Origin of the sequence: Xanthomonas sp. 3307 (assembly GCF_014199735.1) — a bacterium.
Lineage (GTDB): Bacteria > Pseudomonadota > Gammaproteobacteria > Xanthomonadales > Xanthomonadaceae > Xanthomonas_A > Xanthomonas_A rydalmerensis.
On record NZ_JACHOG010000008.1, the window covers coordinates 140,760 to 164,833 of the forward strand.

General features: G+C 66.8%; 24 protein-coding genes. 21 read left to right on the plus strand and 3 right to left on the minus strand.

What is annotated here, in order from left to right; genetic code table 11:
- The first annotated feature begins 167 nt into the window (after positions 1-167).
- The 17 genes from GGR64_RS17540 to GGR64_RS17620 all read left to right on the plus strand — a co-directional run bounded on the left by GGR64_RS17540 (position 168) and on the right by GGR64_RS17620 (position 15,241).
- Positions 168-443, plus strand: a complete 276-nt coding sequence (locus GGR64_RS17540; protein ID WP_160964502.1) for a pilus assembly protein — start codon at positions 168-170, stop codon at positions 441-443.
- A gap of 173 nt (positions 444-616) precedes the next feature.
- Complete coding sequence (locus GGR64_RS17545; RefSeq protein WP_184647409.1) at positions 617-2,128, plus strand: pilus assembly protein TadG-related protein; 1,512 nt, start codon at positions 617-619, stop codon at positions 2,126-2,128.
- Positions 2,125-2,919, plus strand: coding sequence for a hypothetical protein (locus GGR64_RS17550; RefSeq protein ID WP_184647411.1), 795 nt, complete (start codon positions 2,125-2,127; stop codon positions 2,917-2,919). Before GGR64_RS17545 ends, GGR64_RS17550 begins: the two co-directional genes overlap by 4 nt.
- A gap of 11 nt (positions 2,920-2,930) precedes the next feature.
- Entirely contained in the window at positions 2,931-3,761 is an 831-nt protein-coding gene (locus GGR64_RS17555; protein ID WP_260303261.1) for a TadE family protein, read from the plus strand.
- Positions 3,758-4,450, plus strand: a complete 693-nt coding sequence (locus GGR64_RS17560; protein ID WP_260303262.1) for a hypothetical protein — start codon at positions 3,758-3,760, stop codon at positions 4,448-4,450. Before GGR64_RS17555 ends, GGR64_RS17560 begins: the two co-directional genes overlap by 4 nt.
- The gene (locus GGR64_RS17565; protein ID WP_184647413.1) at positions 4,447-4,641 is read left to right on the plus strand and encodes a hypothetical protein; all 195 of its coding nucleotides are present in this window, start codon (positions 4,447-4,449) and stop codon (positions 4,639-4,641) included. Before GGR64_RS17560 ends, GGR64_RS17565 begins: the two co-directional genes overlap by 4 nt.
- Positions 4,642-4,683: 42 nt before the next feature.
- Positions 4,684-5,517, plus strand: a complete 834-nt coding sequence (gene cpaB / locus GGR64_RS17570; RefSeq protein WP_184647415.1) for a Flp pilus assembly protein CpaB — start codon at positions 4,684-4,686, stop codon at positions 5,515-5,517.
- 233 nt (positions 5,518-5,750) lie between these two features.
- On the plus strand, positions 5,751-7,133 hold the full coding sequence (locus GGR64_RS17575) for a pilus assembly protein N-terminal domain-containing protein (protein WP_184647417.1): 1,383 nt from the start codon (positions 5,751-5,753) through the stop codon (positions 7,131-7,133).
- Positions 7,134-7,163: 30 nt separating this feature from the next.
- Complete coding sequence (locus GGR64_RS17580; RefSeq protein ID WP_184647419.1) at positions 7,164-8,891, plus strand: ATPase, T2SS/T4P/T4SS family; 1,728 nt, start codon at positions 7,164-7,166, stop codon at positions 8,889-8,891.
- Positions 8,891-9,739 carry a type II secretion system F family protein gene (locus tag GGR64_RS17585; protein WP_184647421.1) on the plus strand — a complete coding sequence of 283 codons (849 nt, stop codon included), beginning with the start codon at positions 8,891-8,893 and terminating at the stop codon, positions 9,737-9,739. The genes GGR64_RS17580 and GGR64_RS17585 overlap by 1 nt, the downstream gene beginning before the upstream one ends.
- The gene (locus GGR64_RS17590) at positions 9,736-10,626 is read left to right on the plus strand and encodes a type II secretion system F family protein (protein WP_184449921.1); all 891 of its coding nucleotides are present in this window, start codon (positions 9,736-9,738) and stop codon (positions 10,624-10,626) included. The genes GGR64_RS17585 and GGR64_RS17590 overlap by 4 nt, the downstream gene beginning before the upstream one ends.
- Positions 10,623-11,009 carry a DUF192 domain-containing protein gene (locus GGR64_RS17595; RefSeq protein ID WP_184647423.1) on the plus strand — a complete coding sequence of 129 codons (387 nt, stop codon included), beginning with the start codon at positions 10,623-10,625 and terminating at the stop codon, positions 11,007-11,009. The genes GGR64_RS17590 and GGR64_RS17595 overlap by 4 nt, the downstream gene beginning before the upstream one ends.
- On the plus strand, positions 11,006-11,674 hold the full coding sequence (locus GGR64_RS17600) for a TadE family protein (RefSeq protein WP_184647425.1): 669 nt from the start codon (positions 11,006-11,008) through the stop codon (positions 11,672-11,674). The genes GGR64_RS17595 and GGR64_RS17600 overlap by 4 nt, the downstream gene beginning before the upstream one ends.
- A complete protein-coding gene (locus tag GGR64_RS17605) occupies positions 11,674-12,282 on the plus strand; it encodes a hypothetical protein (RefSeq protein ID WP_221236271.1) in 609 nt (202 codons plus the stop codon). The genes GGR64_RS17600 and GGR64_RS17605 overlap by 1 nt, the downstream gene beginning before the upstream one ends.
- A gap of 56 nt (positions 12,283-12,338) precedes the next feature.
- Positions 12,339-13,442 (plus strand): OmpA family protein, encoded by a 1,104-nt coding sequence (locus GGR64_RS17610; RefSeq protein WP_326520373.1) that lies wholly within the window; start codon positions 12,339-12,341, stop codon positions 13,440-13,442.
- Between the two features lie 172 nt (positions 13,443-13,614).
- Positions 13,615-14,559, plus strand: coding sequence for a 2-dehydropantoate 2-reductase (gene panE, locus GGR64_RS17615; protein ID WP_184449913.1), 945 nt, complete (start codon positions 13,615-13,617; stop codon positions 14,557-14,559).
- Between the two features lie 178 nt (positions 14,560-14,737).
- Positions 14,738-15,241: a hypothetical protein gene (locus GGR64_RS17620; protein ID WP_160964518.1), complete on the plus strand. Its 504-nt coding sequence runs from the start codon at positions 14,738-14,740 to the stop codon at positions 15,239-15,241.
- 339 nt (positions 15,242-15,580) lie between these two features.
- Here the strand turns inward: GGR64_RS17620 and GGR64_RS17625 are convergent, their stop codons facing one another.
- Positions 15,581-16,378 (minus strand): TatD family hydrolase, encoded by a 798-nt coding sequence (locus tag GGR64_RS17625; RefSeq protein WP_184647427.1) that lies wholly within the window; start codon positions 16,376-16,378, stop codon positions 15,581-15,583.
- A gap of 97 nt (positions 16,379-16,475) precedes the next feature.
- Between GGR64_RS17625 and hrpB the strand changes: the two genes are divergently transcribed.
- Together hrpB and GGR64_RS17640 are read left to right on the plus strand one after the other, a co-directional pair.
- Positions 16,476-19,127, plus strand: a complete 2,652-nt coding sequence (gene hrpB / locus GGR64_RS17635; RefSeq protein ID WP_260303292.1) for an ATP-dependent helicase HrpB — start codon at positions 16,476-16,478, stop codon at positions 19,125-19,127.
- A 357-nt stretch (positions 19,128-19,484) separates the two neighbouring features.
- Positions 19,485-19,895: a hypothetical protein gene (locus GGR64_RS17640; RefSeq protein WP_017908157.1), complete on the plus strand. Its 411-nt coding sequence runs from the start codon at positions 19,485-19,487 to the stop codon at positions 19,893-19,895.
- Between the two features lie 193 nt (positions 19,896-20,088).
- On the opposite strand, the gene GGR64_RS17645 is transcribed toward GGR64_RS17640, so the two are convergent.
- Entirely contained in the window at positions 20,089-20,625 is a 537-nt protein-coding gene (locus GGR64_RS17645) for a pseudouridine synthase (RefSeq protein WP_160964797.1), read from the minus strand.
- A gap of 84 nt (positions 20,626-20,709) precedes the next feature.
- A complete protein-coding gene (locus tag GGR64_RS17650) occupies positions 20,710-21,567 on the minus strand; it encodes a class I SAM-dependent methyltransferase (RefSeq protein WP_184647429.1) in 858 nt (285 codons plus the stop codon).
- 173 nt (positions 21,568-21,740) lie between these two features.
- On the opposite strand from GGR64_RS17650, the gene GGR64_RS17655 reads away from it, so the two are divergent.
- Together GGR64_RS17655 and GGR64_RS17660 are read left to right on the plus strand one after the other, a co-directional pair.
- A complete protein-coding gene (locus GGR64_RS17655) occupies positions 21,741-22,700 on the plus strand; it encodes an aldo/keto reductase (protein WP_184647431.1) in 960 nt (319 codons plus the stop codon).
- A complete protein-coding gene (locus GGR64_RS17660) occupies positions 22,697-23,734 on the plus strand; it encodes an NADP-dependent oxidoreductase (RefSeq protein ID WP_184647433.1) in 1,038 nt (345 codons plus the stop codon). The genes GGR64_RS17655 and GGR64_RS17660 overlap by 4 nt, the downstream gene beginning before the upstream one ends.
- Positions 23,735-24,074: the final 340 nt, after the last annotated feature.

The following is a 24,074-nucleotide window of genomic DNA, read 5'->3' on the forward strand; positions in this document are numbered from 1 at the left end:
CACACGTCCGCTACACACCATCTCTTTACTGGACGTAAAGCGCGGGCCGGAGACCAGCTTCGTCTCCGTGAACGACTTCACTTAATGAACCCATGTCGCCACACGTTGCCGCTGGCACGTTTGTGTGTTGCCGGTAATTGGGCGATCGAGCCAAGGAGAGGAATCAGATGAAGATCCAACGCAAGCCCATCCGCTTCGGCCGCAAGCAGCAGGGCCAGGGCATGACCGAGTACATCATCATCGTGGCCCTGATCGCGATCGCGGCGATCGGCGTGTTCACGTTCTTCGGCGGCACCGTCCGCAGCCAGGTCGCCGGTATGGCGCAGGAACTGTCGGGCAAGGATGCCAGCGGCATGATCGGCCGCGCTGGCACCAATGCAGGCAAGGCGCAGCAACAGGCCCAGAACGACAAGGGCATGGACAAGTACAACGGCAACAAGTAAGGCCCTTGCCACCATCTGCCCGAGCAGGGCAGATGGTGGCCTGTTGTTGGTTGTGCAGCAGGAGCCGTAGGCAGGGCCTCTGCACTTGGTAAGCAACCCAATTCCATGGAACCCAGCCGGGCCCGATGCGCGTGCATCGCGCTCTAGATGGGGTATTGCCTGAAGGAAGCCGCATGGTGATCATCGCCGCCACCGCCCCCTCGCCCCCCATGGCCGCGTCAAAGCCAAGCCGCGTTCGCTCGCGGATGCAAGGTCAGGCCATGCCCATGGTGCTGGTGTTCCTGATGGTGCTGTGCGTGGGCCTGCTGGTGACCTTCAATACCGGACAGGTCGTCGGCAAGAAGGTCGAGCTCACCAACGCCGCCGATGCCGCCGCCTACAGCATCGCCATCGAGCAGGCGCGCGCGCGTAATTTCGCCGCCTATCTGAATCGCGGCCGCGTCGCCAACGAAGTGGCGATCGCCCAAATGGTCAGCCTGAATTCCTGGCTGACCATGGTGCACTCCTCGTCGGTGCACTTCGAGAAAGTCACAGAAGTAGCAGAAGTCCTGTTGTTCTGGGTGCCTGTCCTCGGTGAAGTCCTGATCGGCATCGATCGCGCGATGACGGTGATCAACAGAACGCTCAAGGTATTTCGCCAAACCTTTCTGCGGGCAGCGGACACCACCATCGGCATCTTGGATCAAGCGCTCGACCATCCCTACGCGCTGGCCGCCGATGCGGCAGTCGGCGACATCACATCGGAAGCCAACGTCTTCGCCATGGCCAGCAAGGTCGTCAAGGACAATGTGCCCGATGCCGATCTGACCGTGGTGGGGAAAGGCGTCTTGGCCAAGAACGTCCTTTCCGCAGGCAATCAGCTCGAAAGTTATACCCCCGGCGAACGTCGCGGCCTGACCAGTACCAACAAGGGCGGCGAGCGCTACCGTAACGTCGTGATGGCATCGCGCGATACGTTCACGCGCGCACGCGACGGTACGGCGTTCGGCATATTCAACAACAACGGCGGCACCGACATGGTGGAGTACGACCGGTGGTCGGCCGTGGATACCTTTCAACTCAAGCTTCCGCTGCTCTTCACCACCCTCAAGATTCCGATCGGCTGGGCAGGGACCCAGGCCGTCAACAATCGCAAGCCGAACTTCTTTCCCGGCATGAACAATGGCCGAGGATGGCAGTCGCCCTACGAAAACAACCGCACCTATCGAGCCTACAACGGCACCAAACGCAGCGACATCGCCGGCGCGTTCATTGAAGGCGATCCAGCCGTTATTCCGGACTTCAAGCGCAACGACGCGTTCATCAACAGCTACCGTTACGGCATCAGCCCACGCTATCGGGACGTCAAGGATGCGTACTCGCAGCAGCCCGATGGCGCCAATGCGGGGCCGATCTACACCGTCGAAGTCGGCACCCAGGTCGACAAGGCACGTACCAGTTCGGCACTGAAAATCGGCAGCGGACGGATGCAACTGAAGGACCAGGCGCGCGGCGAGCAATTGCGCGCGATGTCCAGTGCGCAGGTCTACTTCAATCGGCCCTATGAACTCAGCGCGTTCCGGCGATCGGTGTGGGGTAGAGGCGACAACAAGTTCGAAAAAGGCAGCCTGTTCAGTCCCTACTGGCAGGCGCGCCTGGTGCAAACCCCCATTTCCGACCGCACACTCCTGGTGGCCGCTCCATGATGTTATTGACCAACCGATCCCGCGCTCTGGCGCTTGCCTGCATGGCCTCGCTGGCGTCCACCGCCGGTTGCCAGTCGCACGATGCGACCGAGGGCGGCAGCGGTGAGGATTCCTCCTCCGAAAGCGGGGTCAAGTCGCTACCCGCCCTCCATGTCGTCCTGACCTGGGAATCGCGCATGGGAGGCGAAAACCTGCAGCGCAAGAACTACCAGGCGAAGCTGGAGGCCTGCCGTGGCTCCGGTATGCCCACGCGCGCGCTGTCCCCGCAGGAGGAAGCCAAGCTGGGAACCGGCGAGGTCGAGATCATGATCGATGCGCATCGGCAGTTCGCCCATCAGGTCAGCTGGACCCTCGGCGCCGATGGCGATAGCGCGCAGGCCGCCTGCATGGTCAAGCTTGAGGAGCACACGGACAAGGACACCATCCAAGATGCCAACGGCATGTATATGGCCATCGACAGCGGTGCGCGCGCACAGGAACGCCAGACCGTCCAGGCCGTCGGCTGGAAGCTTGCGGGCGAGGCTCAGGTCAAGGGCCAGCCCTGCACGCGCTGGGAGAACGGCAAGCAGGAAGTGTGCATGTGGTCGGGCGGCAGCAAGTGGGGCTTTTCCGAGTCACCTGGCGATGCCGCCGGCTGCACGATCGATGGTGCCGGCGCGTACCTGCAGTCAATTCCGCTAGATGCCAAGCCCTTGCAGGGTGGCAACGGCTGCGTGCTGCAGGTCAAGTCGTTCAGCCTCGGCAGTGGTCTGGTTCCTTCCAACGTGGCGGGTGAGAAGGAAGAAAACTAGGAGGACGCAGGATGAAAACGACGTTCTTTTCACCAGCGCGCAGGATGCGCGGCCAGGGGATGGTGGAGCTGGCGGTCTGTGCCGCTGTGCTGGTGCCGCTGTTCCTGCTGATCCCGGTCGTGGCCAAGCTGGGGCATGGCAAGCAGATGGCGATGCAGGCGGCACGCAATGCCGCCTGGGAAGCCAGCGTGGCCAAAAACTATCAGCCAGCCAGCCGTGCCACGCTGCAAAGCAAGGCCCTTGACCGCAACTTCGCCGACGCCGACGCACCTATCACCAGCCGTACGTCCGGCGTCAGCAGTGGGGCGTTCTCCGACCAGATGCTCAACACCTTCTCGAACCAGAAGCTGCTCGAAAAACGCGACCTGTCGATCACACGTACTGCCAACAACGGCTCTCCCGGCTACGTTGACGAAGCCGCCCAGTTGCTACCGAAGAACTATTTCGACAATGCCTTTCCGCCAAACAAGAGCGGCTACGTCACTGCGGAAGTGACGCTGAACTATCGCGACCTCAAGACCACAGATGGCCGACCCGCGCGCTTTCTCGAGCCGCTGGACAACCTCGACTTGGCCGACAAGCGTCACCAGACGCTGCTGACAGATGCTTGGAATGCTTCCGGCCCACGCAGCGGCGCACGCAGCGTGATCGCGACAGTGCGCCCCCTTGCGCCGGTCTCCTATTTCGAGGGGCTGGATGGGGTCTTCGACTTGCTGAAACCGCTGACGCCGATCCTGCCGATGGTCGGTTCTCTCGGCGATCTCGAGTTAGGGACGATCGAGCCAGATGTCGTACCCGCAGACAAGCTCGCCAACTATCCAAGCAAGCCGGGCAAGCCATGAGTCCGCGCGTATCCCACCGCATGCTCGCTAGCGGACTCGGCGCGCTCCTGTCCGGATTCGCGGCGCAGCAGGCGCATGCGCTGGACTGGCCGGAGGTACCGGTTCCCGACCAGGCCTCGGGTGAGATCGTGTCCGACCACATGCTCTACAACGGTATTGCAATGCGCGCCAGCCGCTTCAATGTCGCCGAATCGCCGAAGCAGGTCGAGCAGTTCTATCGAAAAGAGTGGGGCAACGCCGTCGTGACTACGCCAATGGGCAACAAGACCGTGCTTGGGCACATGACCAAGGACGGTTACTACATCACGGTGGAATTGAGCGGCGACGCCAATCGCACGCAGGGCCAGATCGGCGTGATGGAAATTCCAAAGAAGGATCTTCCCGCCGACGGCGTCGGCAAGGGTTTCGGGCGGCTGCCTGACACCCAGGTGGCCGAGGACATCGTTTACATGGACACGCCGCGTCATGTCAGGACACTGAGCATGCTCAACCGCTACACGCCGCTGCAGAACCAGCAGTACTACGCGCGATACTTCATTGGGCAAGGCTATGCGCGCGACGGCTCCTCTTCGGCCTGTACCGCGAGCAGCCCGCACTGCGTCTCCCGTTTTACCCGGCAGGACGATCGCGTCACCGTGACGTCGAGCCGGGGACACGCCGGAACCGTGATCGTGGCGGTCGTCGAATGAACGTGCCTGCCTTGGCCGGCCGATGCCTGCAACGCGGTCAATCCACCATCGAATACACCGTGGTGGTCATGGCGCTGGTGATCGTGCTGATCGCCAAGCCCGATGTGATCACCGAGGTGGTGACAGCCCTGAAAGATCTCTATGCCGCCTTCGTCTACGCCATCTCGGCGTCTGACGTGCTGGTTGGGTGATCCCCCCTTTCCTCGCGATGACCTGCCCGACGGCGCCTTTCAATGCAGAAACCCAAACTCAGCAAGAACGTTCTTTTCATCCTGATCGCAGTGGTCATGGCCGGCCTTGCGGCCTTCATCGCGGTCAGCTACATCCGCACCACGGTCGCGGAACGGACCCAGGACAACCGACCGATGGTCGACGTTGCGGTGCCAGTGAACGATTTGCCGCAGGGCGCCATCCTGCAAGGTGGCGATCTGGCCCTGCGCACGATCCCGGCCGAGTTCGCGCCCGCCGATGCGGTCACGCCCGACAACCACACCCAGTTCGAAGGCAGGATGCTGCGTGCACCAGCACGCGGTGGTGCGCCCTTGAGCGCCAGCGCCCTGGTTCCGCTGTACGACCAGTTCTCGCGGCTGATTCCCAAGGGCAAGGTCGCCTACACGATGAGTGTCGACGAGAACAATTCGATCTCGGGCATGATCGCGCCGGGTGATCTGATCGATATCTTCTTCGTTAAGGACGCCACCACCGGCGGCAATGGTGGCCAGGGCGCGGGCGCACAGGTGTTCCCGCTGCTGCAGAAGATCAAGGTGCTGGCGGCCGGCAGCCGTATCGGCGAGGCGCCGACGCCGAAGGACGGCGAGGAAGCCAATACGTCCACCGGCTTCTCCAGCGTGACCCTGGAGCTGGACCAGTACCAGGCCAAGCAGTTGGCCGTCGCCTCGAAGGTAGGGGCGGTGCGCGTGCTGCTGCGCGAGATCAAAGACACCTCGCCAGGCGCAGCAACGGGCATGAGCGAGAGTCAGTTGTTGCGGTCGCTGGGTTCCGGCGATTCGGCAGACATAGGCAGCGGAAGCAGCCGCGTTGAGTTCATCATTGGCGGAAAGGGTTAAGCATGACGCAGGCAACACGTCGCAGGAGCAAGGCCGGAGCATCGGCGCCATGGTTGGCTGGCGTGTTGCTGGCGGGCATCGGGGGATGGAATGCATCGGCACAACAGGCCGCGAGCGCTGCACCGGCGGCACGGCCTTCCGCGCAGGCTGCAGCGGTGGCACGGCCTGCAACGCAGGCCGCACCGGCGGCTGGTCAGGCAGCGGATACACCCTCGGCCGAGCAGGCGCGCCTGATGGCGCAAGGGCGCCAGGTCGACCAGTTCAAGCAATCGGTGGAATCGCAGATCCAGGAACTGGGCATCAGCGGCGCCTCGTCGGGCGGTGGCGGCGGCGTCGCCCTGGCCGGTGACAAGAAGCCGTCGGTCGCCCCGTTGATCCAGTCGTCGCAAAGCATCTATGCCGGCGAGGCCGTGGTTCGGCGAGTCCCCGGGGCACTGCGGCGCATCGCGGTCGGCGACGGCGAGGTCCTGAGTGTCTTCTCGGTCGGCAAGTCCGAAGTGGTCATGATCGGTACCAAGCCCGGCGAGACCAACGTGCACCTGTGGATGGCCGATGGCAGCCAGCGCGACGTCAGCGTGACGGTGGGGGGAAGCAAGTCCGAAGGCGCGGCCGAGACCGTGCGCGAACTGCTGGGCAATACGCCGGGCATCACCGTGCGGGCCATCGGCTCCAACGTGGTGATCTCGGGCAACGACATCGACGCCGCCACCACGGCAAAGATCCAGGCGCTGCAGAAGATCTATCCGCAGGTGCTGAACTTCGCCGGCGCCGACCCGGTGGGCATGCGGCCGATGGTGCAGATGGACGTGTCGATCATGGAGTTCAACAAGAACGCCGTGGAGGATCTGGGCATCCGCTGGGACAGCACCATCGACGGCCCGATCGGCGGTCTGATCCGCGACGTCACCAAAAACGATTACTTCCGCGTGCTGCCGCAGGAGAACCAGACCTTCCAGGACATCAAGGATCGGTTGCCGACCAGGCTGTCCGGACCGCAGGGCTACTTCGGCATCGCCACCACCATCGCCTCGAAGATCAACCTGCTGATGAGCCGCGGCAAGGCCTGGGTGCTCGCGCAGCCCAAGCTGAGCGCCAAGAGCGGCAGCAACGCGACCTTCCTGGTCGGCGGCGAAGTGCCGATCGTGGTGCCGTCGATCCTCGGCCAGACCCAGATCGAGTACAAGGAATACGGCATCCGCCTGAACATCAACCCGACGGTCAACTCGTCCAATCAGGTGAATACCTCGATCATGGCCGAAGTCAGCCGGATCGATCCGTCAGTATCGGTGCAGGGCGTACCCGGCTTCCTGACCCGGCGCGTCGAGACCGAGCTGAACGTCGTTGCCGGCCAGACCATCGTCATCTCCGGCCTGCTCGACCGGGAAGCCTCCAAGGCCGTGGACAAACTGCCGCTGCTGGGCGACATCCCGATCCTGGGCAAGCTGTTCCGCTCCGATGGCTTCCGTGGCAACAAGACCGAACTGGTCATTTTCGTGACCCCGCGCATCGTCAGCCCGACTTCGCCGGAGAACCTGCAGGATCTGCAGCGTGCCCAGGGGATCGAGAAGGAATTGCAGGACGAGATCAGCCCACGGCAAGACAAGTTGATCAAGTAACCCACCCCACGGAGCGCAAGGTTCACCGCCATGTTCACAGTGCTGATCAATACGCCGGGAGGCGACACGCGCCAGGTCAAATGCATGCACCGCGAGTGCGGCATCGGCCGCGCCGACGCCAACCTGGTGATGCTGCAGGGCTGGAACATCGCCGGCAAGCACGCCACCCTGCTGCGCGAGGACGACGGCGTGTTCATCCTGCCGCTGGGCGGGCGCGAGCCGATCACGCTCAACGGCAAGGTGGTGCTGGCCAAGCAGGGGCCGATCGACGGCAAGGACGAGATCCGCATCGGCCAGTACATGCTGAAGGTCAGCGGCGACGACGCACGCATCGTCAGGCAGACGCCGGCCGCCAACGACAGTGCGGCCGTCAAGACCGAGGCGGCGGCGGCAGCGCCTGCAACCGACATGGCACCTGATCGCCAGCCGCCTGCGCCTGTCGCGACGGACATGGTGGTGGCCGGGCCGCCGCCATCGGATATCGCCACCTGGCGCACCAAGTTACACATGGCGCTGGTGCGGCAGATGGATCTGCGCCGCATGGACGTGCGCAGCATGGATGACAGCGCGCTGCGCGACAGCACCATCAACCTGATCGACGACATCATCAAACGCGAGTTCAGCGACCTGCCAGCGGACATCAGCCCGCGCCGGCTGGCCAAGCAGGTCCTGGACGAGGCGATCGGGCTGGGGCCGCTGGAAGACCTGATCGACGATCCGACCGTCACCGAAATCATGGTCAACTCCCATGACGACATCTTCATCGAGCGTGCCGGGCGCATCCAGAAATCCGAAGTGGTGTTCTCCAACGAACGCGCCTGCCTGGCCGCGATCGAGCGCATCGTCACCCCGCTGGGGCGGCGCATCGACGAAAGCTCGCCACTGGTCGACGCGCGCCTGAAGGACGGCTCGCGCGTCAACGCGGTGATTCCGCCGGTCGCCCTGCGCGGCCCCAGCATCAGCATCCGTAAGTTCGCCACGCGCCGCCTGCTGGGCGAGGACTTGCTGAAGTTCGGATCGCTGAACGAGGCGATGCTGGAGTTCCTGATCATGGCAGTGCGCGAGCGCCGCAACATCGTCGTGTCCGGCGGTACCGGCTCGGGCAAGACCACGCTGCTGAACATCCTGTCGAACTTCATCCCCGATGGCGACCGCGTGGTCACCATCGAGGACGCGGCCGAACTCAAGCTGGTGCAGCCGAACCTGGTGGCACTGGAGGCACGCCCGCCCAACATGGAGGGCAAAGGCCAGATCACTATCCGCGATCTGGTCAAGAACGCGCTGCGTATGCGCCCGGATCGCATCGTGGTCGGTGAGTGCCGTGGCGGCGAGTGTCTGGACATGCTGCAGGCGATGAACACCGGCCACGAAGGCTCGCTGACCACCGCGCACGCCAACAATCCGCGCGAGACGCTGTCGCGCCTCGAGGTGATGGTGATGATGGCCGGCATGGAGCTGCCGATGGTGGTCGTGCGCGAACAGATCGCGTCGGCGGTGAACCTGATCGTGCACCAGCGCCGCTATCCCTGCGGTTCGCGCAAGGTCAGCCATATCACCGAAATCACCGGCATCGAAAGCGGCACCATCCAGATGCAGGACCTGTTCCTGTTCAAGCCCACCACCTATCACGGCCCCGATGGCAAGGTCGCCGGCAACTTCGTCGCGACCGGTGCAGTGCCCGAGTTCTACGAGGAACTCGCCGAGCGCGGCGTGTCGGTGGACCTGGGCATCTTCCGCAACCAGGGGGGTGCGCGCTGATGGGCCTCTGGCTGATCGCACTGCTGGTGTTTGCCGGAACCGTAATGGCCGTCCTGCTGATCGCGCGCTCCAGCGAGCAATTCCTGAAGCGCTATCGCGAAAGCTTCATGGACCAGGCGCGCATGAACCTGGCGGACATGTTCCTGTTCCTGGATCCCGCCCAGGTGTACATGATCAGCGCCGTGGTGATGGTGGTCATTCCACTGATCATCTGGATGCTGACCGGCAGCCTGATCATCGCCGTGCTGGTCGGCATCTTCCTGCTCTTTGCGCCGCGCAAGATCTACGCGTTCCTGCGCAAGCGCAGGCTGGAGCAGATCCAGGAGCAGCTCCCCGACGCGTTGCAGATGCTGTCCAGCAGCCTGCGCGCCGGCGTCGGCTTCGCGCCGGCGATGGAGGTGCTGGTCCACGACGGGCAGCCGCCGCTGGCGCAGGAGCTGGCACTGGTACTGCGCGAGCAGCACATGGGCATCCGCGCCGATGAGGCGATGGAGAATTTCAGCAAGCGCGTCCCCATCACCGACGCGGAGCTGTTCGTCTCGGCGGTCAACATTTCGCGCGAAGTCGGCGGCAACCTGGCGGAGACCCTGGCGACCCTGGCCGAGACGCTGCGCCGGCGCCTGACCATGGAGAAGAAGGTGAAGGCACTGACCGCCCAGGGCCGCCTGCAGGGCATCGTCATGGCGATGCTGCCGGTCTTCCTGATCGGCTATCTCAGCCTGATGTACAGCGAAACCATGCAGCCGATGTTCCACAGCTGGCACGGCTGGGTGGTGATCACCATCTGCCTGGTCATGGAATACCTGGGCTACCGCCTCTGCAAGAAGATCATGACGATCGACGTATGACCTGGATGCTCGCCCTCGTCGCTCTTCTTGCCGCCGGCGCCGTCGCGCTGGTGGTGATCGGCACGCGCGGGGTGATCCGCGAAGTCGAGCTGGAAGACCGTACCTATTACGATCCCCTGCCGCGGCTGATGCAGTTGATGTGGCCGCTGGTGACCGTCCTTACCCGGCGCATTGCGCCGCGCCTGAGCGTAGCGCAGTTGGAGCAGACCCATCGGCAGTTGCAGGCGGCCGGCCAGGACTACACGCTGACGCCGGAAGAGTTCTATGGCCTGCGCATGGCCAGCGCGCTGGTGGTGGTTGCCTTCTTCCTGCTGTGCACCGGCATGCTTGGTCACCTCGGCATCGGCTCGGGCCTGATGTGCCTGCTGTTCGGCGGCGTGCTCGGCTGGCTGTATCCCGCCCTGTGGCTGGGCGAGCGCCGCAAGGCGCGGCAGAAGACCGTGGTGCGCGACCTGCCGATCTACCTGGACTTCATCACCATGGCGGTCGAGGCCGGCCTGAACGTCACCGGCGGCATCGAACAGGCCGTCGCGAAGGGACCATCGGGGGCGCTGTCGCAGGAGTTCTCGCGCATGCTGCGCGATCTGCGCGCGGGTCTGCCACGCGCCGAAGCGCTGCGGCGCATGGCCGAGCGCATGGACATCGCGCAGATCACCAGCTTCACCAGTGCGCTGATCCAGGCCGACAAGGTCGGCGCCAACCTCAGCGACACCTTGCGCGCGCAAGCCAACCAGCGCCGCGAGGAACGCTTCCTGCGCGCCGAGAAGCTGGCGCTGGAAGCGCCGGTGAAGATGATGCTGCCGCTGGTGATGTTCTTCTTTCCGCTGATCTTCCTGTTCCTGGGCTACTTCATCTACTTGAAGATGCTGCAGGAGGGGATCCTGTGAAGCGCGGCTGCATCGAGCGCAGCGGCGGCGCGCCGATCCCCAGAGTGTGGTCGGCCGACACATGGTGGTCGCGCGCGCGCGGGCTGCTGGCACGTCCGGCATTGGCCAAGGACGGCTCGGAGGCCTTGCTGATCCGCCCCTGTGCCAGCGTACATACCATCGGCATGCGCTACCCGCTGGACCTGGTGTTCCTGGGCCACGACGACACCGTGCTGGAGTGGCGCGAGAACGTCAGGCCGTTTCGCACGGCACTGTGCCGGCGCGCTGCGGCCACCATCGAGTTCCATGGCGGTGCGCTGGACCGCCTGCAACCGCAGCGCGGCGAACACTGGCACTGGCGCGCCACCGCGCCGGTGCTTTCCGATACAGGAGCCTGGGCATGAAAGCACGCGTCCGCACACCGCGCAGCCGCTCGTCGATGCGCGGTCAATCCATGGTGGAACTGGTCATCATCACACCCGTTCTGCTGTTCCTGTTGCTTGCTGTCATCCAGGCGGTGCTGCTGTACCGGATGAAGTCCACGCTCGATTACGCCGCGCTGATGGCCGCGCGCGCGGGCGCGGTGAGCGGGGTAGATCGCATGGAAATGCGCAAGGGCCTCGCCAAGGGCATGATGCCGCTGTATGCCCACGACACCGGGCAAGCCGCGCTTGAACTTGCATACGGCAAAGCGTTCGCCGACCTCATGGTGCACGGCCACATCACGGTCATCAATCCCACGCGTGCCGCCTGGAGCAACTTCCGCGAACGCCAGTACAACGGCCAGTACGCGTTACCCAACGACACGCTCGCCTATCGCAGCGACGCGGTCGGCAGCAGTGGCGTCAATGTCCAGGACGCCAACATCCTCAAGATCAAGGTGGTCTACGACGCGCCCCTGGTCGTCCCCTTTGTCGGCTGGGTACTCGGCGGAAAATCCCAGTATCTGAAGTCGGGCACCTTCGAGTCCTCGCCCCTGCAGCCACTCACCAATCGCCTGCCCATCGAGAGCTACGCCATCGTGCGCATGCAGTCGCCTATCTATACGCAGGGCAATCTGGACAAGTGATGCGCCGGTGCGCACTGCTGGCTTGCGCGGTGGCGCTGTGCCATGCCGTTTTCGGCGAGGCACACGCCGAAGAAGCTGCATTCTCGGGCGTCGCACAGGTGACGACCAACGAGCTTGGCGGCCTGAGCCGGATCCAGCCGCGTGGCGCGGCGCAACCGGTGACTGTGTACTTTCGCGACGACGCGCTGCGCATCCAATTCAAGGATGCCAGCGGTAAGCCATACGCGCTGATCCTGGCAAAGGACGCCCCGACCGGCTGGATCGTGGACCAGCAGGGCGGCGCCATGCCGGTTCCCGGCATGCGCTGGCCGCTGCGCTTCGACCCGGACCAGCCGTGCGCAGGGCTGGGCATGTTCGCCGACTGCCAGCGCAGCGACAGCGGCCTGCGCGCGGGCCGCCCCGCGGTGCAATGGCGTTATCGTCTGGCCAACCCAGACGGTCCTGGCAGGACCCGGCAGGGCACGATGTGGCTGGACCGCGAAACCGGCTTGGTGCTCGCCTATCGCGGCAAGACCGGACTTCAGCAGCAACAGCAATGGGATATCCAGCGCGTCGATTACGGCGCGCAACCCGATGCGTTGTTCCAACCGCCCGATCTTGCGCACTGATCCCGCTTTCGCTGCGACCCGAGCGCTCGCCGCCCATCGCTGGTCGACGCGGATTCATGGTTCTGCGGCAAGATCGGCCGACCTCCCGTTACACTAGTTTTGTTCGTCCCCCGACAAGGAGTACCTCTGTGAAAAGAGCAGTAGCGGCGACGTTGGTCCTGGCCGTCATCGCAAGTCTGAGCGCCTGCAAGAAGCATGAGCAGCCCGCGCATTCCGACGATCAGGCAACGCCCCCCGCGGCGACCGCCGGCAGCACGCAGGAAGCTTCCGCACAGCAACCTGCCACCAGTGCCACATTCGACCCGGCCAGCTTGCCGGTGTCCGACGTCCCGTTGGGAGACTTCCCCTACATCGCCCTGCCCAGCGGATATGTCACCGGTAACAAACCGGATGGCACCGACTTCGATCAAGTTCCGTTCTGGACCGGTGATCGCCTGCAACCGGTCGAGGGCAAGGTCTGGTCGGCGCAGATCAATGCGGCGGACGGTAAAACGTTCTCGGACATCGAACTGGAACGTAACATCGAGGCCATGGTCACTGCGCTCGGTGGCAAAAAGATTTTCGACGGCCGGATTCCCGAAGCGGCCACGCAGAAGATCAAGGAATGGCCGCGGGATTTCGCCACCAAGTACAACAGCGGCCTGGGCGATGTCTGGAACAACCCGGTGCAGGTGTTCGTGGTGCATCGCGCCGACCGCGACATCTGGATCCACCTGTGCAGCTACCAGTTCGGCGGCGGCCTGCTGATCGCCGAGACCAAGCCGCTGCAGGTCACCGCCAGCCTGCTGCCGGCCAGCGAACTGAAGACGCAGATCGACAGGACCGGCAAGGTGGCGCTGCACGTCAACTTCGCCACCGACAAGACCGATATCCTGCCCGATTCGCAACCGCAGATCGCGCAGGTCGTGCAATTGCTCAAGCAGGACGCGGCGTTGAAGCTGGCCGTCAATGGCTACACCGACGGCACCGGCGATGCCGCGCACAACAAGACGCTGTCGGAAGGACGCGCCAAGGCGGTGGTTGCCGCGCTGGTTGCGCAGGGCATCGAGGCGTCGCGGCTGAGTGCGGCCGGCTTCGGCGATGCCGATCCGGTGGCGGACAATGCGACCGAGCAAGGCAAGTCGCAGAACCGCCGCGTCGAGCTGGTAAAGAAGAACTGAGCCGCGCAGGGGCGCTGCCGCGTGCGGTCGCGTCCTCGTTGCCTGCACTGTTGCGGTGTGGCACAGCGGCACTGCCGCTCGCGTCGCACCGCCGGCAAACGCGCAGCCGCGCGTTTGCCGGCACGCGTCCCGACAGCGGGTCGCATCCCCACTCTCTTGCGACCCTCGTCCCATGCGTATCCTCATTCTCGGTGCCGGCGCGACCGGCGGTTACTTTGGCGGACGCCTGGCCCAGGCCGGCGTCGATGTCAGCTTCCTGGTGCGACCAGCGCGGGCCGCTCGCCTGCAACGCGATGGTCTGCGCATCCGTAGTCCGCGCGGCGATGCGGCGATCGCGGTCAAGACACTCACGGTAGAAGCATTGCCCGGCGCGGCGCAGGCGCGGCCGTTCGATCTGGTATTGCTCAGCTGCAAGGCCTATGACCTGGACAGTGCGCTGGACGCGGTGGCGCCGGCGGTACTGGACGGCACCAGCGTATTGCCGATCCTCAATGGCCTGCGCCACTACCGGGCGCTGGATGCGCGCTTCGGTGCGGAACGGGTGATCGGTGGGCTGTGCTTCATCAGCGCCGTGCTCGACGCCGATGGCGCGATCCAGCACCTGGCCAAGCCGGCCTCGCTGACCTTCGGCGAGCGCGACGGGCGCGGTGCCGACAGCGCACGCGTGCGTGCCCTGGCCGAGGCCTGCACGCAGGCCGAAGTGGATCATCTGGCTGCGCCGCGGATCGCGCAGGAACAATGGATCAAGTACACCTTCCTCACCGCACTGGCCTCCGCCACCTGCCTGATGCGCGCGCCGATCGGGCGCATCGTCGCCAGCGACGATGGCGTGACGCTGGTGCGCGGCCTGTACGCCGAATGCACGGCGGTGGCGGCGGCCGCAGGCGAACCGGTGCCCGAAGCGGCGCAAGCCAGCGCGCTGCAATTGCTGACCCAGCCCGGCTCGCCGATGAAGGCATCGATGCTGCGCGACCTGGAAGCCGGGCAGCAGGTGGAAGCACAGCAGATCGTCGGCGACATGCTCGCCCGCGCCCGCAGCGCCGGGCACGCCGCGCCGCTGTTGATGGCCGCGTACTGCCACCTGCAGGCATACCAGGCCGGCCTCCCCGCACGCTGACGGGCGCCGCGAGGAAGCGGCGCGGTACGCCGTCCCTTCCTTCGCGCCTGCCACGGTCGCTGTGCGCGCCGCAGGTCATGGTGCCTCCTCTACCCCATAGGACATGCATCTTCGCGCGCCGCTGACGCGCCTGGCGCCTATGCTCGCCCACCACTCAGGGGCGGCAACGGGCACGCGCATGGAAAAACTGTTCCGCGGCGGGCATTTCCTCATCATCGTGCTGTTCCTGCTGTGCGCGGCCGGGCTGATCTGCATGGCCGTGCTGGAGCTGTGGCACGGCCTGACGCCGGGCGGCGAACTGGTGGTGCGCGACCGCTTCAACGTGGTGCTGGAGGCGATCGGGCTGCTCACCGTGGCGCTGGTGACCCTGGAACTGGGCCAGACCATCTACGAGGAAGAGGTGCAGCGCGACGTCAAGGTCAGCGGACCGACCAGGGTGCGCCGCTATCTGTCCCGGTTCTTCGTGGTCATCGTCATCGCCTTGGCGATCGAGACCCTGGTGTCGATCTTCGAACTGATGCACGACGACCCGGCCAAGCTGCCCTACGCCGCTGCGGTCGGTCTGTGTGCGGCACTGCTGCTGGTCGCCTGGGGCGTGTTCGTCAAGCTCAACCGCAGCGCCGAGGAGCTGGAGCCGGAAGCGATGGCCGAAGCGAAGCGCGAGGACGCGCAGGTCGATTGAGGAGGGTGGGTGCTGCCCAGGCGAGTCGCACTGACACTCGTAAGAGCGGCTTCAGCCGCGACGAATGAAGCCCAACGCCGATTGACATTGTCAGGCGTCGGGACTGAAGCCCTCCCACAAGAAAATCCCAACCCACTCCGTCCAAGATCTCCACCGGCGCATTGACCGGCAGGGTCGCGCAGAGGATCGGCATGGCCGACGGACCATCAGCCGCGACGGGTGCCCGGTCGCGGCTGAAGCCGCTCCTACAAAAGATGCGGGCAGCGCGCGGTTTTACGAATCCCGAATCCCGAATCGCCAATCCCCAACCCCAACCCCAACCCCAACGCGCCGGCCCGCTCAGGCCGGCATCGGCAAACGGAAGAAGGTCCGCGCGGCGGCAGTGCTGGAAGCAGCGACAGTGGCTACGTCCTCGCCGCGGTCGCGCGCCAGTTCCTCGATGATGTGCGCGAGGAACGCCGGCTCGTTGCGGCGGTCCTTCGGCGTCGGCTTGAGCGTGCGCGGCAGCAGGTACGGCGCGTCGGTCTCGATCATCAGCCGCTCGGCGGGAATGTGCTTCACCAGCTCGCGCAGGTGCGCGCCGCGGCGTTCGTCGCACAGCCAGCCGGTGATGCCGATGTACCAGTCGCGGTCCAGGTAGTCGAACAGTTCCTCGCGGCTTCCGGTGAAGCAATGCACCACCGCCGGGCCGAGCTTGCCGTCGAACTGGCGCATCAGTGCCATGAAGTCGGCATGGGCGTCGCGCTGGTGCAGGAACAGCGGCTTGCCGGTGTCCACCGCCAGCTGCAGTTGCCGCTCGAAAGCGCGGTGCTGCGCCGGCCGCGGCGAGAAGTCGCGGAAGTAGTCCAGGCCGCACTCGCCGACTGCCACCACCTCGGCGTGCGCATGCAGCGCGCGCAGTTCGGCATCGCATTCGGCGGTGTATTCCACCGCGTGGTGCGGATGCACGCCGGCGGTGGCGTACAGCAGGCCCGGATACTGTCGCGCCAACTGCAGCGCCAGCGGCGAGTGCTCGCGGCTGGCGCCGGTGACCACCAGTTGCGCGACGCCGGCGGCGCGGGCGCGCTCCAGCACCGCGTCGCGGTCGCGATCGAAGGACTCGTGGGTGAGGTTGGCGCCGATGTCGATCAGGGTCATGCGATTGCGCGGGAATCAGCCGGGAAAGCGGCTGATTGTACGGGCCGTGGGCCCGCCACCGCTCTACAGCGGCGCAGCGGCCCCGTATCCTTGGCCGATGACGTCCGCCGTGTTTCCGATCGATCCGCTGCTGCCGCAGATCCGCGACAGCCTCGCCGCCCATCCGCGCCTGGTGCTGGAAGCCCCGCCCGGCGCCGGCAAGACCACCCAGGTGCCGCCAGCGCTGCTCGACGCGCCCTGGCTGCAAGGCCGGCGCATCGTGATGCTGGAACCGCGCCGCGTCGCCGCGCGCAGCGCCGCGACCTTCATGGCCCGGCAGCGCGGCGAAGCGCCGGGCGAGACCGTGGGCTACCGCATCCGCTTCGAGAACAAGGTGTCCGCGCGTACCCGTATCGAGGTGGTCACCGAGGGCATCTTGACCCGTATGCTGCAGGACGACCCGATGCTCGACGGGGTCGGTGCGCTGCTGTTCGACGAATTCCACGAGCGCCACCTGGCCGCGGACCTGGGCCTGGCGCTGGCCCTGGACGTACAGGCGCAGGTGCGCGAGGACCTGCGCATCGTGGTGATGTCGGCAACGCTGGACGGCGAGCGTCTGGCGCAGTTCCTGGATGCTCCGCGGCTGTCCAGCGCCGGGCGCAGTTTCCCGGTGGAGATCGCGCACTTCCCGGCGCGACGCGAGGAGTCGCTGGAAGCGCAGGCCCGGCGTGCGGTCGAGCATGTGCTGCAGCAGCATCCGGGCGATGTGCTGGTATTCCTGCCCGGACAGCGCGAGATCGGGCGGGTGCAGGCGGCGCTGGAAGCGGCGGGTGTCGGCGGTGGTGCGGTGGCGGGCATAGCGCCAGGAGATGGCGCATCGGGCATGACCCCAGCCGGCACCGCCTCTGGCGTTACCCCAGCTGGCACCGCCTTGGACGCACCCTCATCCGGCGCTGCGCGCCACCTTCTCCCGGAGGGAGAAGGGAGCGGGGTGGAGGTGTTGCCACTGCATGGCGAGTTGCCGGTGGAGCAACAGAGCAAGGTGCTGCAGCCCGATCCGCAGGGGCGACGACGCGTGGTGCTGGCGACCAATGTCGCCGAGTCCTCGGTGACACTGCCCGGGGTGCGCGTGGTGATCGATGCCGGGCTGGCGCGCGAGCCGCACTACGATCCCAACAGCGGCTTCTCGCGGCTGGACGTGACCGCCATCGCCCAGTCATCGGCCGACCAGCGCGCCGGTCGCGCCGGCCGCGTCGCCAGTGGCTGGGCCTACCGGCTGTGGCCGCAGTCGCAACGCCTGGAGGCGCAACGCCGCGCGGAGATCCTGCAGGTGGAGCTGGCCGGGCTGGGGCTGGAGCTGGCGGCCTGGGGCAGCGATGGCCTGCGCTTCGTCGATCCGCCACCAGCCGGTGCGCTGGCCGCCGCCCGCGAGCTGCTGCAGCGGCTCGGCGCGCTCGGCACAAACGGCACCATCACCGCCAGCGGCCGGCGCATGCTCGCGCTGGGCACGCATCCGCGGCTGGCGGCGATGCTGCTGGCGGCCAACGATGCGCGCGCGCAGGCGCTGGCCTGCGACCTCGCCGCCCTGATCGAAGCACGCGATCCGCTGCGCCAGGGCGGCGATGCGCTGGCCGCGCGCTGGCGTGCCCTGGCCGCGTTCCGCCGCGGCCGCGTGCCGCACGACGCCAACCGCGGTGCGCTGGCGGCGATCGACGCGGCGGCCAAGCAGTGGCGGCGGCGCCTGCGCAGCGAGGCCGCCGCGCCGGACAGCGTGGAGGCGCACGAACTCGGCGATCTGCTGGCGCATGCCTTCCCCGACCGCATCGGTACACGTCACCCCAGCGATCCACTGCGCTACCAGTTGGCCAACGGCCGCAGCGTGCGCCTGTTCGAGCACAGCGACCTGCGCGGCGAGCCCTGGCTGGTCGCCACCGAACTGCGCCACGAGGCCAAGGACGCACTACTGCTGCGCGCCGCGCCCGTGGACGAGACCTATCTGCGCGCGCAGTTTCCGCAGCGCTTCGCGCAGGAAGACGTGGTGCGCTGGGATGCCGAGCGGCGCGCGCTGAGCGCGCTGCGCGAGACCCGCTTCGATCGCATCGTGCTCGACAGCCGCCCCGCTGGCCGCGTCGAGCCGGCGCAGGCGGCCGCGGCATTGACCGAGGCGGTACGCGAACTCGGACTGCAGGCGCTGCCCTGGAGCGAGGGTCTGACGCAGTGGCGCGCGCGGGTGGCGGGACTGCGCCAGTGGATGCCGGAACTGGACCTGCCGGACCTGGGCGATGCCGCGCTGCTGGACAGCCTCGACGACTGGCTGCGCCCGGCCTTCGCCGGCAAGACCCGGCTCGACGCGCTGAGCGAGGACGAGCTGGGCGAGGCGCTGAAAGCACGGCTGCCGTGGGACCGGCGCCAGGCCATCGACCGCCACGCACCGGTGCGCATCGCGGTGCCGTCGGGCATGGAACGGCGCATCGACTACAGCCTGGACCATGCCGGGCAGCCGCAGCCGCCGGTGCTGGCGGTCAAGTTGCAGGAGCTGTTCGGCCTGGCCGACACCCCGCGCATCGCCGACGGCCGTGTGCCGCTGCTGCTGCACCTGCTCTCACCCGGCGGGCGGCCGCTGCAGGTCACCCAGGACCTGCGCAATTTCTGGTCCAGCACCTACCCGGAAGTGAAGAAGGAAATGAAGGGTCGCTACCCGCGCCACCCCTGGCCGGACGACCCCTGGACCGCCACCGCCAGCCACCGCGCCAAGCCGCGCGGTACCTAACGTGTGTCATCGACCCCGCGTAAGCGCGTCATGCCATGCTTACGCGGGGTTGCGCCAGGGAAGCGGGACCACGTCCGAGCGCCGATGCGGCCACGCACGCGCGTACCTAGGCCGATGGGCCGTCATGAAAGCCGCAATCGGCTCCAAGCGGCTCGACCCGACGGCCAGCCACCGCTGCGCCACGCGGCCAACGGCAGTGCGCGTGGCAGGCCTACGCGGCGCACTCAGCCGTTGATGGCGCGACCAAATCCACGCCCCGCATTCAGCCGGCAGACGAATCCGCGGCGCTGCGCTAACGCCCCGTATACGGTAGGCGGGCGACACTGCAGCCCTTCATTCCTGCCAGTAGGGACGCCCATGAGCAAGCTGACCATCATCACCGACCGCGCCCTGGATCTCGCCAGCCACGCCGGCGACAGCCTCAAGCACTTCGGCCCGCAGGCGAACAAGTGGTTGCAGTCGGGCAAGGCGATGGGCGCGCTCAAGGCGGGCGCAGCGATGGGTGCAGTGAAGACCGGCTCCAAGGTCGCGCGCACCGCCGTGCGCCGCAACCCGGCCATCGCGATCGCCGCTGCCGCAGTGGGCGTGGGCCTGCTCGGCTACGCCATCTACCGCAAGCGCCAGCGCGACAAGGGCGCGCCGATCGAAGGCAACGCGCAGCGCATCGAAGCCGCCAACAAGCGCGGCAACGTCGGTGCGCGCCGCAGCGCCGCCAGCACCCGCGGCACGCGCCGCAATGCCGCAGCGCAGGACGCCACCGAAGAGTGAGATCCGCGTACTGCCGCTGACGGCAGCCGCAGCATGAAACGCAGCGACCGGGAGACATCCCGGTCGCTTTTTTATGGACTCGCTGCAATCCTGCTTTTCTAACGCAGGAACGGCGTCTACCGCGACCGGAGCGTTACAGAGGTTCCCATGTTGCGGCTGAAACGCTCCTCCGCGTCACTCGGCACAACACGCACTACAGCGCGCGCCAGGCCCCCGGCGCCAACCCGTCCAGCCGGTGTGCGCCCATCGCCGCACGCACCAGGCGCAGGGTCGGCAAGCCGACCGCCGCGGTCATCCGCCGCACCTGGCGGTTGCGGCCTTCGCGCAACACCACCTGCAACCAGGCATCGGGCACGCTCTTGCGGAAGCGCACCGGCGGATCGCGCGGCCACAGCGATGGCGGCGCATCCAGCAACGTCACCTCGGCCCGTGCGGTCGGGCCGTCGTTCAACAGCACACCATCGCGCAGACGCTGCAACTGCTCCGGTTGCGGTGCACCCTCCACCATCACCCAATAGGTCTTGGGTTGCTTGTGCCGCGGATCGGTAAGACGGTGCGCCAGCGCGCCGTCGTCGGTCAGCAGCAGCAGGCCTTCGCTGTCGTAGTCCAGGCGCCCGGCCGCGTACACGTCGGCGGGCAGGCCGAACTCGGCCAGTGTCCGCCGCGGCGGCGTGCTGCGGTCGGTGAACTGGCACAGCACGTTGAAGGGCTTGTTGAAGGCGATCAGCATCGGCGGAAACGGCAGCGAACCTGCGCCGCACGGCGCGGCGCAGGCATTGTCCCATGCGCTCGCGCCTCCCCGCCCGCGCGCCGGTCAGCGCTTGACGAATTTCAGGGTCATGCGGTCGCTCTCGCCGATCGCCTGGTACTTGGCGTCGTCGGCGGCGTCGTGCTGGTTGCTCGGCGGCAGCGTCCACACGCCGCCCGGATAGTCCTTGCTGTCGCGCGGGTTGGCGTTGAGCTCGCTCTTGCCGGCCAGCTTGAAGCCGGCCGCCTCGGCCATGGCGATCACCTGCGCCTGGCCGACATAACCGCTCTTGTCGTCGGCCGGCACGTCGGCCTTGGCGCGGTGCTCGACCACGCCGAGCACGCCGCCGGGCTTGAGCACCTGATAGAAGCCCTTGAACATGCCCTCGGCCTGGCCGGCCATGCGCCAGTTGTGCACGTTGCGGAAGGTCAGCACCAGGTCGGCCGAGCCGGGCGGGCCGAACACCGGCGCGTTCGGCGCATACGCCACGATGCGCGCGCGGTCGTACTGCGCCGGCGCCGCGGCGAACTTCTGCTCCAGGCCGCTGCGCGCCTTCTGCTGATAGTCGCGGCCGCGCCCTTCCGGCACCGCCGCCGGATCGACCACCGCGGCGATGTACTGGCCACGCTCGCGCAGGTACGGCGCCAGGATCTCGGAATACCAACCGCTGCCCGGGGTGACCTCGATCACCGTCTGGGTCGGCTTGATGCCGAAGAACGCCAGGGTCTGGCCGGGATGGCGATAGGCATCGCGGGCGACGTTGGCGCGGTCGCGCCAACTGCCGTTGATCGCCGTCTGCAGCGCCGCATCCGGTGCCGGCAGCGTGGCGGTGTCGGCGGGCTTGATCGCCTGCGCCGCCGGGGCGAGCAACGCGGTGGCGACGGCCAGGGTACAGGCGCAGGCGAGCGAGGTACGAAGCGTCATGGCAGGCATCCGCAAGAGAGGTGCCGCGAGCCTAGCACGCGGCCCGGTAGCGCCGAATGTTGCACTTCCGTTAGCGCCAATCACGTCTACAGAACGATGTTTTCTCGCGTATTTGACGGCCATCCAACCCCTGACGACTATCCTGTCGCCTCCCCCACAGTGGAACGTTTTCCATGCTGCACACGCGCGAACTCGGCCGTTCCGGCCTGCATGCGGCACCGCTGGCGTTCGGCGGCAACGTGTTCGGCTGGAGCGCCGACGCCAAGACCTCCTTCGCCCTGCTCGATGCCTTCGTCGAGGCCGGCTGCAATCTCATCGACACCGCCGACATCTATTCGGCCTGGGTGCCCGGCAACCAAGGCGGCGAATCGGAAGCACTGATCGGGCAGTGGCTCAAGCGCAGCGGCAAACGCGACAAGGTGCTGATCGCGACCAAGGTCGGCAAGTGGGCCGAACGCCCGGGCCTGTCGGCCGACAACATCGCTGCCGCCGCGGAGGACTCGCTGCAGCGCCTGCAAACCGACGTCATCGATCTGTACCAGGCGCACGAGGACGACGATTCGGTGCCGCTGGAAGCGTCGCTGGCGGCGTTCGGGCGGCTGATCGAACAGGGCAAGGTGCGCGCGATCGGCGCCTCCAACTACAGCGCCGCACGCCTGCGCGAGGCGCTGAACGTCTCCGCGCAGTACGGCCTGCCCCGCTACGAGACGCTGCAGCCGGAGTACAACCTGTACGACCGCGCCGGCTACGAGGCCGACCTGGAACCGCTGGTGCGCGAACAGGGCCTGGGCGTGCTGTGCTACTACGCGCTGGCCAGCGGCTTCCTGAGCGGCAAGTACCGCCGCGCCGAAGACGCCGGCAAGAGCCAGGCGCGCGGCGCAAGCGTGGTCGCACGCTATCTCAACGCGCGCGGCCTGCGCATCCTCGCCGCATTGGACGACATCGCCGGCAAGCATGCGGCCACACCCACGCAGGTGGCGCTGGCGTGGTTGATGGCGCGGCCCGGCATCGTCGCGCCGATCGCCAGCGCAACCAGCCTGGACCAGTTGCAGGACCTGCTCGCCGCCGCGCGCCTGCAGCTGTCCGCCGAGGACATCGCGCAATTGAATACCGCAAGTGAGGAAACCGCATGACCGCCCCCACCCAGACCACCCGCATCGTGCTCGCCTCGCGCCCGCAGGGCGCGCCGGGCACCGACAACTTCCGCACCGAACAGGCGCCGCTTGAACCACCCGGTCCCGGCCAGGTGCTGCTGCGCAACCGCTGGCTGTCGCTGGACCCGTACATGCGCGGGCGCATGAGCGATGCGCCGTCCTACGCGCCGCCGGTGCAACTGGGCGAGACCATGGTCGGCAGCACCGTGGCCGAGGTGCTGCAGTCCAATTCCCCCGACCATGCGCCGGGCGATCTGGTGCTGGTGCAGAACGGCGGCTGGCAGACCCATCTGGTCGTCGATGGCGCCAGCCTGCGGCGCAAGCTCGATCCGAACTCGCCGTTGCCGCCGAGCACCGCGCTCGGCGTGTACGGCATGCCCGGCTTCACCGCCTACGCCGGCCTGCACGAGATCGGCAAGCCGCAGCCAGGCGAGACCGTCGCGGTGGCCGCGGCGACCGGCCCGGTCGGCGCCACCGTGGCGCAGATCGCCAAGCTGCGCGGGGCAAAGGTGATCGCCATCGCCGGCGGTGCGGAGAAATGCCGCTACCTGCACGAGGAACTCGGCGTGGACGTGGCTCTGGATCACCGCGCCAAGGACTTCGCCGAGCAATTGCGCGCCACCGCGACCGACGGCATCGACGTGTATTTCGAGAACGTCGGCGGCCACGTGTTCGATGCGGTGCTGCCCTTGTTCAACGACTTCGCGCGGGTGCCGGTGTGCGGCACTATCGCCACCTACAACGCCAACGGCGCCTTGCCGCCGGGTCCGGACCGACTGCCGGCGCTGATGGGCCAGGTGCTGCGCCAGCGCCTGACCCTGCGCGGCTTCATCGTCGGCGACTTCGTCAAGCTGTATCCGGAGTTCCTGCGCGAAATGGGCGCCTGGCTGGCCGACGGCCGCGTGCGCTACCGCGAACACGTGGTGGACGGGCTGGAGAACGCACCGCAGGCCTTCATCGACATGCTGAGCGGCGGCAACTTCGGCAAGCTGGTGGTGCGGCTGGGCGACTGAGGCGAGAAGGCCCGAGGCTGTCGGGACTAATCCCACAAAAAGGGACGAGAGTCCCTCCCACATCACGCCCGGACACCGATCACCGCGAGTCGCTGTAGGAGTCGCGATCGCTTAGCTTTGGCTGTTGCTTTTGCCCTTGTTTTTGACTTACCGGGTTCCCTTCCGAAGCGGCGGCCATCGCGGGGAAAAACCCGAAGGGCGGCGCACATGGATGTGCGCCGTCCGCGGCAGGGGCAGGATGCCCCTTCCGCGGATCCCCGGGATGGACGCGGACCCGGAGCGCGCAGCGCGGAGGGCGCGAGGCAGGGCGCGCTTTCTTTTGGTTACCTTTTCTTTGCGC

Coding starts and splice junctions, on each gene's coding strand:
- GGR64_RS17565 (WP_184647413.1), top strand. CDS start 4,447: ATGAACGTGCCTGCCTTGGCCGGCCGATGCCTGCAACGCGGTCAATCC.
- GGR64_RS17585 (WP_184647421.1), top strand. CDS start 8,891: ATGGGCCTCTGGCTGATCGCACTGCTGGTGTTTGCCGGAACCGTAATG.
- GGR64_RS17660 (WP_184647433.1), top strand. CDS start 22,697: ATGACCGCCCCCACCCAGACCACCCGCATCGTGCTCGCCTCGCGCCCG.
- GGR64_RS17640 (WP_017908157.1), top strand. CDS start 19,485: ATGAGCAAGCTGACCATCATCACCGACCGCGCCCTGGATCTCGCCAGC.
- GGR64_RS17655 (WP_184647431.1), top strand. CDS start 21,741: ATGCTGCACACGCGCGAACTCGGCCGTTCCGGCCTGCATGCGGCACCG.
- GGR64_RS17555 (WP_260303261.1), top strand. CDS start 2,931: ATGAAAACGACGTTCTTTTCACCAGCGCGCAGGATGCGCGGCCAGGGG.
- hrpB (WP_260303292.1), top strand. CDS start 16,476: ATGACGTCCGCCGTGTTTCCGATCGATCCGCTGCTGCCGCAGATCCGC.
- GGR64_RS17605 (WP_221236271.1), top strand. CDS start 11,674: ATGCGCCGGTGCGCACTGCTGGCTTGCGCGGTGGCGCTGTGCCATGCC.
- GGR64_RS17590 (WP_184449921.1), top strand. CDS start 9,736: ATGACCTGGATGCTCGCCCTCGTCGCTCTTCTTGCCGCCGGCGCCGTC.
- GGR64_RS17620 (WP_160964518.1), top strand. CDS start 14,738: ATGGAAAAACTGTTCCGCGGCGGGCATTTCCTCATCATCGTGCTGTTC.
- GGR64_RS17645 (WP_160964797.1), bottom strand. CDS start 20,625: ATGCTGATCGCCTTCAACAAGCCCTTCAACGTGCTGTGCCAGTTCACC.
- GGR64_RS17625 (WP_184647427.1), bottom strand. CDS start 16,378: ATGACCCTGATCGACATCGGCGCCAACCTCACCCACGAGTCCTTCGAT.
- GGR64_RS17580 (WP_184647419.1), top strand. CDS start 7,164: ATGTTCACAGTGCTGATCAATACGCCGGGAGGCGACACGCGCCAGGTC.
- GGR64_RS17545 (WP_184647409.1), top strand. CDS start 617: ATGGTGATCATCGCCGCCACCGCCCCCTCGCCCCCCATGGCCGCGTCA.
- GGR64_RS17600 (WP_184647425.1), top strand. CDS start 11,006: ATGAAAGCACGCGTCCGCACACCGCGCAGCCGCTCGTCGATGCGCGGT.
- GGR64_RS17575 (WP_184647417.1), top strand. CDS start 5,751: ATGGCGCAAGGGCGCCAGGTCGACCAGTTCAAGCAATCGGTGGAATCG.
- cpaB (WP_184647415.1), top strand. CDS start 4,684: ATGCAGAAACCCAAACTCAGCAAGAACGTTCTTTTCATCCTGATCGCA.
- panE (WP_184449913.1), top strand. CDS start 13,615: ATGCGTATCCTCATTCTCGGTGCCGGCGCGACCGGCGGTTACTTTGGC.
- GGR64_RS17540 (WP_160964502.1), top strand. CDS start 168: ATGAAGATCCAACGCAAGCCCATCCGCTTCGGCCGCAAGCAGCAGGGC.
- GGR64_RS17550 (WP_184647411.1), top strand. CDS start 2,125: ATGATGTTATTGACCAACCGATCCCGCGCTCTGGCGCTTGCCTGCATG.
- GGR64_RS17560 (WP_260303262.1), top strand. CDS start 3,758: ATGAGTCCGCGCGTATCCCACCGCATGCTCGCTAGCGGACTCGGCGCG.
- GGR64_RS17650 (WP_184647429.1), bottom strand. CDS start 21,567: ATGACGCTTCGTACCTCGCTCGCCTGCGCCTGTACCCTGGCCGTCGCC.
- GGR64_RS17610 (WP_326520373.1), top strand. CDS start 12,339: ATGGTTCTGCGGCAAGATCGGCCGACCTCCCGTTACACTAGTTTTGTT.